This is a genomic window from Nonomuraea pusilla, assembly GCF_900109355.1.
Classification (GTDB): domain Bacteria; phylum Actinomycetota; class Actinomycetes; order Streptosporangiales; family Streptosporangiaceae; genus Nonomuraea; species Nonomuraea pusilla.
This window is the reverse complement of sequence record NZ_FOBF01000008.1, coordinates 322,983-335,521: the sequence shown is the minus strand read 5'-3', so window position 1 is coordinate 335,521 and position 12,539 is coordinate 322,983. Positions and strand designations below refer to the sequence as shown.

The following is a 12,539-nucleotide window of genomic DNA, read 5'->3' as shown; positions in this document are numbered from 1 at the left end:
CATGCGCACCATCGACGACCTCGACGTCAAGGGGCGGCGCGTGCTCGTGCGCGCCGACCTCAACGTCCCTCTCGACGGCGAGACCATCACCGACGACGGCCGCATCCGCGCGTCGGTGCCCACGATCAAGGCGCTGGCCGGCAGGGGCGCCAAGGTCGTGGTCTGCGCCCACCTGGGCCGCCCCAAGGGCGAGCCGAACCCCAAGTACTCGCTCAAGCCCGTCGCCGGGCGCCTGGGCGAGCTGCTCGGCCAGGACGTCGCGTTCGCGGCCGACGTGGTGGGCGACAGCGCCCGCGCCGTCGTCGGCTCGCTGGAGGACGGCCAGGTCGCGCTGCTGGAGAACCTGCGTTACGAGCCGGGCGAGGAGTCCAAGGACGACGCCACCAGGCGCGCGTTCGCCGAGAAGCTGGCGGCGCTGGCCGACCTGTACGTCGGCGACGGGTTCGGCGCGGTGCACCGCAGGCACGCCAGCGTCTACGACGTGCCCGAGCTGCTGCCGCACGCGGCGGGCGGGCTGGTCGTGGCCGAGGTGGAGGTGCTGAGGAAGCTCACCGAGCACCCCGAGCGGCCGTACGTGGTCGTGCTCGGCGGCGCGAAGGTGTCCGACAAGCTGGGCGTCATCGCCAACCTGCTGACCAAGGTCGACAGGCTGCTCATCGGCGGCGGCATGGCCTACACCTTCCTCAAGGCCCAGGGCCACGAGGTCGGCGGGTCGCTGCTGCAGGAGGACCAGCTCGACCAGGTGCGCGGCTTCCTGGACGAGGCCGTGCGGCGCGGCGTGGAGCTGGTGCTGCCGGTGGACGTCCTGGCCGCCACCGAGTTCTCGCCCGACGCGGAGTACGACGCCGTCGACGCCACCGCCATCCCGGCCGACCGCCAGGGGCTCGACATCGGGCCGAGGACGCGTGAGCTGTTCGCGAGCAGGCTGGCCGACGCCAGGACCGTCTTCTGGAACGGGCCGATGGGCGTGTTCGAGTTCGACGCGTTCTCCGGCGGCACCAGGGCGGTCGCCGAGGCCCTGATCAGGGCCGAGGCGTTCACCGTGGTCGGCGGCGGCGACTCCGCCGCGGCCGTGCGCAGGCTCGGCCTGCCCGAGGACGGCTTCTCCCACATCTCCACCGGTGGCGGGGCCAGCCTCGAATACCTGGAGGGCAAGACCCTCCCCGGACTCGCCGCACTGGAGGAGTGAGTGAGCCAGCGCAAGCCGCTCATCGCCGGCAACTGGAAGATGAACCTCAACCACCTCGAGGCCATCGCGCTCGTCCAGAAGCTGGCTTTCGCGCTCAACGACAAGGACTTCGACCGGGTCGAGGTCGCGGTGCTGCCGCCGTTCACCGACATCCGCAGCGTGCAGACGCTGGTCGACGGCGACAAGCTGCGCATCGTCTACGGCGCCCAGGACCTGTCGCAGTACGACGGCGGCGCCTACACCGGTGAGGTGTCCGGCGTGATGCTGGCCAAGCTGGGCTGCACGTACGTGACGGTGGGCCACTCGGAGCGGCGCCAGTACCACGGCGAGGACGACGAGGTCGTCAACGCCAAGGTGCTGGCGGCCTTCCGGCACTCGATCACGCCGATCCTGTGCGTGGGCGAGGGCCTGGCGGTGCGCCAGGAGGGTCAGCACATCGCCTACAGCGTGGCGCAGCTCGACGGCGCCCTGCGCAAGGTGACGGCCGAGCAGGCCCAGTCGGTCGTGGTGGCGTACGAGCCGGTGTGGGCGATCGGCACGGGCGAGGTGGCCACCCCCGAGGACGCCCAGGAGGTGTGCGGCGCGCTGCGGGAGCGACTCGCGGAGCTGTACACCCCCGAAGTGGCCTCGGCGGTCCGTATCCTTTACGGTGGTTCGGTCAAGTCAGGCAACATCGCGGGGATCATGGCCAAGCCGGATGTCGACGGCGCGCTCGTGGGTGGCGCCAGCATCGACGCCGGGGAGTTTGCCAAGATCTGCCGTTTTTGGGAGACGCCTAGCTAACTGAGCCGTTCTGGGGGTGCGACTTGACACCAGGTCGTACCCTCAAGAGGCAAGTTTGAATCGTCACGCGTAACAGAGCACTGAAGGAACAGGCATACCGTGGTTATCGGAATCTCCATCGCCCTCATCCTGGCGAGCTGTCTCATGATCCTGCTCGTTCTGCTCCACAAGGGCAAGGGTGGCGGCCTGTCCGACATGTTCGGCGGCGGCTTCTCGTCGAACTTCGGTGGTTCCTCTGTGGTGGAGCGCAACCTCGACCGCCTGACCATCATCACGGGCGCGGTCTGGTTCGTCTGCATCATCGCTCTCGGCCTGCTCTTGAGGCCCTGAGCACAAGTCAACGCGTGACAGTGATTCTCCCCCCGTGTCCCGCGGGGCGATCGAGCGAGGAGTTCATCCGTGGGTAGTGGCAACGCGATCCGTGGCAGCCGAGTCGGCGCCGGCCCTATGGGGGAGGCCGAGCGCGGCGAGGCAGCTCCGAGAGTGCGGGTCTCGTTCTGGTGCGCCAACATGCACGAGACGCGCCCCAGTTTCGCCAGTGACGCGGCAGTCCCCGAGCTTTGGGACTGCCCCCGTTGCGGCCTCCCAGCCGGACAGGACGAGCAGGCCCCGCCTGCCCCGCCCAAGAACGAGCCGTACAAGACGCACCTGGCCTACGTGAAGGAGCGCAGGAGCGACAAGGACGGCAAGGCGATCCTCGAAGAGGCACTGGAGCGCCTGCGCAACAACAAGTCCCCCTGGTAGGACGGCAGACGGCGAGGAGCCCCCGGCGCGTGCGCCGGGGGCTCCTCGTGTGCGGTCCTGGCGGTGCTCAGTCCTCGTGCACGGCGACGCCGTCCACGAACGTCATGCGCGCCTTCGCCGTCCAGATGTCCGCCTCGGGCAGGTCGAACGGGTCGCGGTCGAGCACGGCCAGGTCGGCGGGGCGGCCCACCTCGATGACGCCCGCCGGTGAGCGGTTGATCCAGGCGGAGCCCGCCGTGTACGCCGTCAGCGCGGTGGCGAGGTCGATGCGCTGCTCGGGCAGGAACGGCGTCCGCGCCGTGGGGTAGCCGGCGTGGACGGAGCCGCCCGGCTCGGTGCGGTTCACCGCGACGTGCAGCGCCTGCACCGGGTCGGCGTTGGAGACGGGCCAGTCGCTGCCCGCGCAGAACCGGGTGCCGTGCGCCAGCAGGTCGGCGAACGGGTACTGCCAGGACGAGCGCGGCTCGCCGAGGAACGGCAGGGTGAGCTCGTCCATCTGGGCGTGGTGGGTGGCCCACAGCATCTGCAGGTTCGCGGTCACGCCGAGCGCGGCGAACCTGGGCACGTCCGACGGCTCGATGATCTGCAGGTGGGCGATGTGGTGGCGGTTGGCGGGGCGGGTGCCCTCGAAGCTGTCGAGCGCCTCGCGCACGGCGCGTTCGCCGATGGCGTGGAAGTGCACCTGGAAGCCGTGCCGGTCGAGCTCGGCCACGTACTCCTTCAGCTTGCCCGGGTCGACGTAGGACAGGCCGGTGCCGCCGCACCGGCAGTACGGCTCCAGGGTGGCGGCGGTGAAGTTCTCCGTGATGCCGTCCTGCATGATCTTGACGGAGCCGGCGCTGAAGCGCTCCAGGCCCTCGGCGGACCGGCGCCGCTCCAGCAGCTCCTCCACCTGGTCGAGGCCGCGGGTGCGGTCCCACCACAGGGCGCCCACGACGCGGGCGCGCAGCCGCCCGGAGCCGGCGGCCGACAGGTACGTGGGCAGCTGGTCGTCGGAGCCGGCGTACGAGCCGACGATGGCGTCCTGCCAGCCGGTGACGCCGAGCGAGAACAGGTGCCGCTCGGCGTCGGCGAGCGCGGCGTCCAGGTCGGCGGCGGTGGGGCGCGGCGTGAGCAGGCCGACCAGGTCCATCGCGCCCTCGTGCAGCACGCCGGAGGGCGTGCCGTCGGGGTCGCGCTCGATCCTGCCGTCGGCCGGGTCGGGGGTGTCCCTGGTGACGCCGGCGAGCTCCAGCGCCCTGGTGTTGACCCAGGCGGCGTGGTGGTCGCGCTGGATGAGGTAGACCGGGCGGTCCACGAAGTCGAGCTGACTGCGGTGGGGGAGGCCGCCGGGGAAGGCGGACATGTCCCAGCCGCCGCCGTCGATCCACTCCTTGTGCGGGTTCGCGGCGGCGTACGCGCGGACGCGCTCAAGGTAGGCGTCCAGGCCGAAGATCTCTGCAAGGTCGCACTTGGCGCGTTCGAGCCCGGCCTGCACCGGGTGGGCGTGCGCGTCGACGAAACCGGGCGTCAGCAGGCCGCCGCCGAGGTCCACGGTGTCGTGGCCGGGCGCCAGGCGGGCCAGCTCCGCCTCGGGGCCGACGGCGGCGATCACGCCGTCGCGGACGAGCACGGCCTCGGCCAGCACGCCGCGCGGGGTGAAGACGCGGCCGCCGCGGAACAGGATGGTCATGGGGTCTCGCTCTCTCGGGGTCAGTGACCGGTGATCAGGTCGGCGAAGCGGGCCAGCGCCGAGGTACGGGGCATCGAGCGCTCGCGGTGGTCGGCCACGCGGTACAGGCGGTACATCGCGTGCACGCCGAGCCACCGCAGCGGCTCCGGCTCCCACGCGCGCACCTTGCGGCCCACCCACGGCAGCGACGTCAGCTCCGTTCGCTCACCGAGGACGAGGTCGCGCAGGGTGCGTCCGGCGAGGTTGGCGGTGGTGACGCCGTGGCCGGTGTAGCCGCCCGCCCAGCCCAGGCCGGTGACCGGGTCGACGTGGACGGTCGAGCACCAGTCGCGCGGCACGCCCAGCACCCCCGACCAGGTGTGGGCGACGGAGGACGAGCGCGCGGCGGGGAAGAAGTCCAGCAGCAGCCGCCACAGCGCCTCGACGGTCCACTCGTGGGTGTGGCCGCGGGTGTCGACGCGGGAGCCGTACAGGTAGGGGCGGCCGCGCCCGCCGAAGGCGATGCGGTCGTCGGCGGTGCGCTGGGCGTACATGTAGTAGTGGGCCATGTCGCCGAGCAGTTCCGCGCCCTGCCAGCCGACCTCGTCCCAGAAGGACGGCGGCAGCGGCTCGGTGACGATCATGGAGCTGTTCATCGGCAGCCACTGCCGCCGCAGGCCCTTCAGCCGGGCCGTGAACCCCTCGGTGGCGCGGATGACGTGGCGGGCCGTGACGGTGCCGTACGGGGTGATCGCGCGGCCGGGGGAGATCTCCGTCACCGGGGTGCGTTCGTGGATCGTCACGCCGAGGCCGCGTACGGCGCGGGCCAGGCCCTGGACGAGCTTGGCGGGCTGGACGCGGGCGCAGTGCGGGCTCCAGGACGCCGCGAGCGTGCCCGCGACCCTCAGGTGCTCGCCGGGCTCGACCAGGCGCAGGTCGTCCTCGCCGATGCCCCAGGCGCGCGCGGACGACACCGAGGCGCGCAGCCGGGCCGCCTGCGACGGCGTGCGGGCCACGGTGACGACGCCGCCCTTGACGAGGTCGGCGTCGATGCCCTCGCGCTCGCAGACCGCGATCACCTCGTCGATCGAGGCGTACATCTCGCGCTGCAGCCTCCTGGCGTCCTGGCCGTAGCGCTCGTGGGAGCCCGCCAGGTCGCCGGTGAGCCAGCCGCCGTTGCGCCCGGACGCGCCGAAGCCGGCGAACTCCTGCTCCAGCACGACCACGCGCAGGGACGGGCGGGCCCGCTTGAGGTAGTACGCGGTCCACAGGCCCGTGTAGCCGGCGCCCACGATGACGACGTCGGCCTCGAGGTCGGCGTCCAGGCGGGGGCCGGGGGAGGGCACGCCGGAGGAGCGGTACCAGAAGGACACGTCGCCGTTGACGAAACCGGACGACAGAGGAACATGCGCGGTCATAGCCTCATATCCTGCTATATCCGGATATATCCGGATATAGCGACGCATCCCACGACGAAATTCGTGATCCATGGTTCCGATCGCCACGCTGAGCCGCTCCCCCCGTCCCCTGGGATTCTCGCGCATCCCCGCCCTGCGGACGAACGGCTCGAGCACAGGGTGCAAGAGGTGCGATTCTGGCAGAAGAAACGGGGCGGGCACCCCCGCGTAGCGGGTGCGTAACACGACCCCTCCATGCTGGAAGCGCATCGGAGGGGAGCCCACATGCCATTCCTGCGCATCCGCGCCACCGTCGACGAGCGGCCCGGCCGTCTCGCCTCGCTCGCAGCCGCCCTCGCCGCCCGCGGCGGCAACATCCTCGGCCTGTCCGTCCAGCCCGACACGAGCGGCACGGTGGACGAGTTCGTCGCCGAGGTCCCCGCCACCGCCGCCGACGTCGCCGCCGCGATCGAGGCCGCAGGAGGCCGCGGCGTCCACGTCGTCTCCGCCGCCGCCAACGAGCTGGCCGACGAGACCACCCGCGCCCTGCTCCTCGCCCTGCGGCTGCGCGCCCAGCCCTGGCGCCTGCCCGACCTCCTCGCCGAGCTGCTGCGCGCCGACTCCGCCCGCTGGTCGTACGGTGATCCGGTGAGTGATCTGCCCGATCCGCACCGGCTCGTCGTGCCCGTCGCGTCCAAGCGCTCCATCAGCCTGCGCCGCGCCGGGCTGCCGTTCACCCTCACCGAGGCGGCCCGCGCCGCCGCCTTCGCCCGCTTCGCCCAGCCGCCGGCCGAGCCCGCCCCCGCCGAGCGCGCCGTGCGCCTGGCCGACGGCGTCGAGGTCGAGGTGCGGCCGCTCACCACCGCCTTCCGCGAGGCCGTACGCGACCTGCACGACCGCTGCACCCCCGAGTCGCGCCGCTTCCGCTACTTCACCTCCATGCCCGCGCTGCCCGACAGGGTCTTCGAGCGGCTGTGCGACCGCGACCGCGGCGAGTCCGTCGTCGCCTGCTACGACGGCCAGGTCGTCTCCCTGGCCAACCTCATGTACTGCGCCGACCCGGGCGCCGCCGAGATCGCCCTCCTCGTCGAGGACAAGTGGCAGGGCCGCGGCCTGGGCGCCAGGCTCGCCCGCGTGCTCGTCGACAGCGCCCGCGACCAGGGCTTCGCCGAGATCCGGGCGACCCTGCTGTCCGACAACGTCCGCATGCGCCGCCTGATGATCGGCCTCGGGGCCACGGTCGCGTACACCGAGGACCCGGGCGTCCTGGAGGCCCGCATGGCGATCGGCGGGATGGTGCCCGAGCCGCGGCCGGGGGACGCCGTCACGGGGTGACCCGTCCCGGCCGGGCGGGTATGCGTTCTGCGTGGATCTCGACGAGGTGGCCGGCCGGCTGTACGCGCTCCCGCCGTCCGAGTTCACCGCGGCCCGCGACGCGCGGGCGCGCGCGGCCAAGGACGCGGGCGACATCCGGCTGGCCCGCGACATCGGCAGGCTGCGCAGGCCCACCGTGTCCGCCTGGGCCGTGAACCGGCTGTCCAGGGAGCACCCCGAGGAGCTCGCCGAGCTGCTGGGCCTGGGGGAGCGCCTGAGGGCCGCCTGGGAGGCGCAGGACGCCGCCGCGCTGGCCGAGCTGACCCGGGAGCGCGGCGCCGTCACGGGACGCCTCAGCAGGCTCCTCAGGGAGTCCGCCGGCCTGTCTGCCGCCGCCGCGAGCGAGGCCGACCAGACGCTCGACGCCGCCGTCGTGGACGCCGACGCCGCCGACCAGGTGCGGCGCGGCCGGCTCGTCAGGCCGCTGAGCTACAGCGGGTTCGCCCCCGCGCCCGTACCGAGGGAGGGAGCGCAGGGCCGCCGCCGGACGGCCCCCGCGGACAGGGCGGCTTCTCCGGACCGCACGGCCCCTTCCGGGAGGGCGGCTCCTTCCGGGAGGGCGGCTCCTTCCGGGAGGGCGGCGGAGGACGAGGCGCGGCGGCGTGAGCAGGAGGCCGCCGAGGCGAGGCGGCGCGAGGAGATCGCCGCCAGGAAGGCGAGGGAACGGCAGGAGGCCGAGGAGGCGCACCGGGAGTGGGCCGCCGCGCTGGAGGAGGCGCAGCGCGAGCGGGACGAGCGCGCCGAGAAGGTGGCGACGCTGGAGCGCGAACTGGCCGGGGCGCGCGACCGGCTCGCCGAGAGCGACCAGCGGCTGGAGGTCGCCCGGCGGGAGGAGCGTCACGCGCGCGCCCGGCTGTCCCGCTAGTGTCCGGCGTACCTTCACCGTTTCTGACTGCTCATCCCTGGAGTGGCGATGACGAGCTGGACCCCCTCCGACATGCCCGACCTGACCGGCAGGACCGCCGTCGTGACCGGCGCGAACAGCGGCATCGGACTGCCCACCGCCCTCGAACTGGCCAGGCGCGGCGCCCACGTCGTCATGGCCGCCCGCTCGCGCGAGCGCGGCGAGGCCGCCGTCGCCTCCGTCGTGCGGGCCGTGCCCGGCGCCAAGGTCGAGTACGGCCGGCTCGACCTGGCCGACCTGGCCTCCGTGCGGGCCTTCGCCGCGACGGTGGACACCGTGGACCTGCTGATCAACAACGCGGGCGTCAGCATGCCCCCGCGCGGCCTCACCAAGGACGGGTTCGAGCTGCAGTTCGGCACCAACCATCTCGGCCACTTCGCGCTCACGGGGCTGCTCCTGCCGCGGCTGCTGGCCCGGCCGGGGGCGCGGGTCGTCACGGTGTCCAGCAACGCCCAGGTGGCGGGACGCATCGACTTCGACGACCTGACGCTGGAGCGCGGCTACGGCAGGCTCAGCGCGTACGCGCGCTCCAAGCTGGCGAACCTGCTCTTCACGCTGGAGCTGCAGCGCCGGGCCCGCCGGGCGGGCGCGGACCTGCTCAGCGTCGCCACCCACCCCGGCATGACGTCCACCGAGATCATCAAGATCCCGGTGGCCGGGCCTCTGTTCCGCCTGCTGACGAAGCCGGCCGCCGCGGGGGCGCGGACCTCGCTGTACGCCGCCACCTCGCCGGACATCCGCGGCGGCGAGTTCGTCGGGCCGCGGCTCAGGCCGATGAAGCCCTCGCCGGCGGCCCGCTCGGAGGAGCTGGCGGCCCGGCTGTGGGAGGTGTCGGCCGAGCTGACGGACGTACGCTTCGACGCCCTCCCCGGCCACTGAGGACGCCCACCCGGGCAGGAGGGCGGCAGAATCTCACATCTTGCTGTGAGATTACGGCGAAAGAGCTGTCGCCCTAGGACGGAGCCGTCCTAGGGTCGTCGGCATGACGCTCGACCTCGACGCCTTCATCGACGCCCTCCCCAAGGTGGAGCTCCACGTCCACCTGGTCGGCTCCGCCTCCGTCCCCACCGTGCTGGAGCTCGCCCGCCGTCACCCCGGCAACGGCGTGCCCGCGACGGAGGAGGAGCTGCGCCGCTTCTACACCTTCCGCGACTTCACCGACTTCGCCCGCGTCTACCAGGCCGTCAACTCCCTCGTCCGCGAGCCGGAGGACGTCGCCACCCTCGTGACCGGCCTGGCCCGCGACCTCGCCGCCCAGGGCGGCAGGTACGTCGAGCTGCAGGTCACGCCGTACGCCCACCACCTGGTCGGCATGCCCATGCGGCCCGTCACCGAGGCGCTCGACCTGGCGGCCAGGCAGGCGCTCGACGTCCACGGCGTCGAGATGGCGTACATCTTCGACATCCCCGGCGAGTACGGCGAGGAGGCGGCCAGGATCACCGTCGAGCACGCCCTCCAGGAACCTCCCGCAGCATTGGTAGGTTTCGGTATCGGCGGCATCGAGCAGGAGCGGCCCAAGTACCGCGACGCCTACCGCGACGCGTTCGGCGCCGCCCGCGCCGCCGGGCTCCACAGCGTCCCGCACGGCGGCGAGATGACCGGGCCCGAGACGATCTGGGAGGTCATCGAAGGGTACGGCGCCGAGCGCATCGGCCACGGCATCGCCTGCCTCGCCGACCCGCGGCTGGTGGCGTACCTGCGCGACACGCAGCTCCCGCTCGACGTCTGCCCCACGTCGAACGTCTGCACCGGGCAGGTCGCCGCGATCGCCGACCACCCGCTGCCCCGCATGCTGGAGGAAGGCCTGTACGTCACGCTGAACAGCGACGACCCGCCCATGTTCGCCACCACCCTGGCCGACGAGTACCGCGTCGCCGCCCGCGTGTTCGGCCTGGGCAAGGAGGAGCTGGCCGGGCTGGCCCGCAACGGCGTGCGCGCCTCGTACTTGCCGGACCACCGCAAGCAGGCCCTCCTGGACGAGATCGACGCGCTGCTGCGCGGGCCGGAGACCCACCGGCCGGACCCTGCCGCCTCGGTCTGATCGGCTGACGCCGCCGCCTCCTCCGTGTCACCGTGGAACCGGCGGTGAACCGGGGAGGCGGCACCGCGCGTACCAGGTCGGTGGGAGGCTCCGATGTCCACGAGAGAAGAGGTCGTGATGGCCCTGCGCCGCGCCCAGGAGCTCTCCGACCGGCACTGGCACTGCCTCGACCAGCCGGTGGCCCTCATGGCGGGCGGAAGAACCTGGACCGGGCCCGCCGCCGACGCCTTCGCCGGGGAGCTCGCCCGGCGCAGGACGGAGGTGTGGCAGGCGCTGCGCGACGTCATCGCCGAACTGGACGACCTGCTCGCGCGCATGCCGGCGGAAGGGCGGGAGACCGTATGACCTACTCCTCCATCGACCCGCGCGAGATGCACCGGCTCGGGGCGGGCGTGCAGACCGCGGGACGTGACCTCGCCGACTGCGCCGCCCAGCTGCGCGGGCTGATGGACATGCTCGGCGTCGGCCACCCCGGCGTAGCCGCGATCGACCGGGCCGGACGCTGGCTGACCGACCAGGCACCCGACCTGTACCGGCGACGCGACCTCGCCTACGAGGCGGAAGGCGTCCGCGTCGACGTGTTCGGCCATCCCGTGGCCGGCGCGGTCGTCCCGCCCGGCAAGGTGCGGATCCACGAGTCACGTCTCATCCCCGCCGAGGCCCGCGCCGCCGCCGCGCTCGCCGCGCCGCTGTTCCAGGCCGCCGCCAACGGCGACGCCGCCGCGCTCAAGCAGCTCGCCGCCTACCGGGAGCGGATGTCCGACCCGGGGTTCGCCACCGCGCTGGTCGAGGAGCTCGGGCCGCAGCTCATCGTCACCCTGCCCGCCCTCATGGCCCAGCGCGTACGCAAGGCGCTCGCCGCCGGCCAGGACTCCGTGGAGGCGATGCGGCGCGACAACGGCGAGGTGCTGAAAGCGCTGAGCACCGCCCTCGCCACGGCCACCACCCCGGGCGAGCAGCCCAGGGTCGACGTCCGGTTCCTCGACGAGCTGAAGCGACAGGGCAGGCAGCCCGTCGCGTTCCTGGAACAGGAAGGCGTCCCCGGCTACTGGGCGCTCGGCCAGCTCCTCGCGTCCCGCCCGGCCACGCCGTACAGCGCGTGGTTCATGAGCACCGTCGGCCTCGACCTCATCCGCTGGGACCGCGACTACCTGCGCGCGCACGGCGTCCTGCCCCTCGTGAACGACCGGGACTTCACCTACGTCCTGGCCGCCCCCGCCGACACGCGGCCCTTCGCCGACTCCGCGGTCCCCGGCACCGTCGACCCCGTCGCCGCGCTCCTGCACCAGGCCCGCGCCTCACGCGACGGCGCCCAGGCGCTGCTCCGGCATGGCGACAACCTGAAGTACCTGCTGCACGACCGGCGCCCCCAGTGGGCGCAGGGCGACCGGGGCGAAGCACTGGGGGAGGCGATGCGAACCGCGATGACCGGCGCCGACGCCGACTCCAAACGCCTGGCCGTCCTCGCCACCCGGTTCGTCGCCGACGACGTGAAGCCGTCCGTGTCGGTGGGCGCCGACGGGACGATCCAGGTGAAGGAGCCCTCACAGCTCGACGCGCTCTCCGGCATCCGCCCCGCGATGGGCGCCATCCTCGCCGAGCACACCGACGACATCGTCAGCGCGTACTACAAGAACCTCAAACGGCCGGAGGACGGCCAGCTCGTCAGCATGTTCGACGCCAAGAACGTCGGCGAGTTCAGCCCGCCCGACATCGACCTCGTCCTGCTCGACGTGACAGCCGACGACACCGGCTACGACGCCCTGCTCAAAGGCCAGATCGCCCACATGCGCAAGGAAGTCGACGAGGCCATCGCCACCCACAACAGGACATACCTGGAGAACGCCATCACCTGGGACTCCATCACGCTCGGCCACGTGCTGGAGGCCCGCAAGCTCGCCCTGGTCGCCCGCGGCAAGGAGGCGGACGAGACGGACGCCGCCTTCAAGAAACTGGTCGAGGAAGGGATCGGCCTCGTCCCGATCCCCTTCAGCGGCCAGGTCGGCAAACTGGGGGTCAAGGCGGCGGAGTCCGCGTACGAGAAATTCGTGCAGGGCGGCTACGCCAAGGCCGGGGACTGGCTGGCGAAACAGAGCGGCCACGAGGGCGACAAAACCACCAAGGCCTTCGGCGACGCCTCGACCAACGAAAAAGCCGTCGAACAGCTTGTGAGACAGATGCTGGAATCGTCGGCGGTGGCCCATGAATATTATCGGCGCACCAATCTGCGGGGTCAGGACTTCGTGACCGGAGACCCGCCGAGGATCAAACCGCCACATGCTATGAATCTGCAGGAATACGGAGCGTTCACGAACTGGATGAAGGTTTATTCCAGAGTTCCCGCCGACTTGGGGCAAGCGAAAGAACATGTCTTCACAGGCGCCCGCGACCTGACGAACAATCTCACAGCAGGAGGAGAGAGCCGTGGGTAGGCGCCCAGGAGCGTGGCTCTGCCT

12 protein-coding genes are annotated in these 12,539 nt (G+C 72.3%); 10 read left to right on the top strand and 2 right to left on the bottom strand.

Going from position 1 to position 12,539, the window contains the following annotated elements:
• Position 1: 1 nt before the first annotated feature.
• The 4 genes from BMX74_RS19620 to BMX74_RS19605 all read left to right on the top strand — a co-directional run bounded on the left by BMX74_RS19620 (position 2) and on the right by BMX74_RS19605 (position 2,716).
• Entirely contained in the window at positions 2–1,189 is a 1,188-nt protein-coding gene (locus BMX74_RS19620) for a phosphoglycerate kinase (RefSeq protein ID WP_055503711.1), read from the top strand.
• Positions 1,190–1,972, top strand: a complete 783-nt coding sequence (tpiA, locus tag BMX74_RS19615; protein WP_055500916.1) for a triose-phosphate isomerase — start codon at positions 1,190–1,192, stop codon at positions 1,970–1,972.
• Between the two features lie 99 nt (positions 1,973–2,071).
• Positions 2,072–2,302, top strand: coding sequence for a preprotein translocase subunit SecG (gene secG, locus BMX74_RS19610; protein WP_055500917.1), 231 nt, complete (start codon positions 2,072–2,074; stop codon positions 2,300–2,302).
• A gap of 69 nt (positions 2,303–2,371) precedes the next feature.
• Positions 2,372–2,716 (top strand): RNA polymerase-binding protein RbpA, encoded by a 345-nt coding sequence (locus BMX74_RS19605; RefSeq protein WP_082534549.1) that lies wholly within the window; start codon positions 2,372–2,374, stop codon positions 2,714–2,716.
• Between the two features lie 67 nt (positions 2,717–2,783).
• Here the strand turns inward: BMX74_RS19605 and BMX74_RS19600 are convergent, their stop codons facing one another.
• Complete coding sequence (locus BMX74_RS19600) at positions 2,784–4,388, bottom strand: amidohydrolase (RefSeq protein WP_055500919.1); 1,605 nt, start codon at positions 4,386–4,388, stop codon at positions 2,784–2,786.
• A gap of 20 nt (positions 4,389–4,408) precedes the next feature.
• Positions 4,409–5,785 (bottom strand): NAD(P)/FAD-dependent oxidoreductase, encoded by a 1,377-nt coding sequence (locus tag BMX74_RS19595; RefSeq protein ID WP_091101967.1) that lies wholly within the window; start codon positions 5,783–5,785, stop codon positions 4,409–4,411.
• Positions 5,786–6,049: 264 nt separating this feature from the next.
• Between BMX74_RS19595 and BMX74_RS19590 the strand changes: the two genes are divergently transcribed.
• From BMX74_RS19590 to BMX74_RS19565, 6 genes are all read left to right on the top strand, one after another.
• A complete protein-coding gene (locus BMX74_RS19590) occupies positions 6,050–7,099 on the top strand; it encodes a GNAT family N-acetyltransferase (protein WP_091101964.1) in 1,050 nt (349 codons plus the stop codon).
• A 31-nt stretch (positions 7,100–7,130) separates the two neighbouring features.
• Positions 7,131–8,003, top strand: coding sequence for a hypothetical protein (locus BMX74_RS19585; protein ID WP_091101961.1), 873 nt, complete (start codon positions 7,131–7,133; stop codon positions 8,001–8,003).
• 48 nt (positions 8,004–8,051) lie between these two features.
• A complete protein-coding gene (locus BMX74_RS19580; RefSeq protein ID WP_055500923.1) occupies positions 8,052–8,921 on the top strand; it encodes an oxidoreductase in 870 nt (289 codons plus the stop codon).
• Positions 8,922–9,024: 103 nt separating this feature from the next.
• Positions 9,025–10,083, top strand: a complete 1,059-nt coding sequence (gene add / locus BMX74_RS19575; RefSeq protein WP_091101959.1) for an adenosine deaminase — start codon at positions 9,025–9,027, stop codon at positions 10,081–10,083.
• A gap of 93 nt (positions 10,084–10,176) precedes the next feature.
• Positions 10,177–10,428: a hypothetical protein gene (locus BMX74_RS19570; RefSeq protein WP_091101956.1), complete on the top strand. Its 252-nt coding sequence runs from the start codon at positions 10,177–10,179 to the stop codon at positions 10,426–10,428.
• Positions 10,425–12,515: a hypothetical protein gene (locus BMX74_RS19565; protein WP_091101954.1), complete on the top strand. Its 2,091-nt coding sequence runs from the start codon at positions 10,425–10,427 to the stop codon at positions 12,513–12,515. The genes BMX74_RS19570 and BMX74_RS19565 overlap by 4 nt, the downstream gene beginning before the upstream one ends.
• Positions 12,516–12,539: the final 24 nt, after the last annotated feature.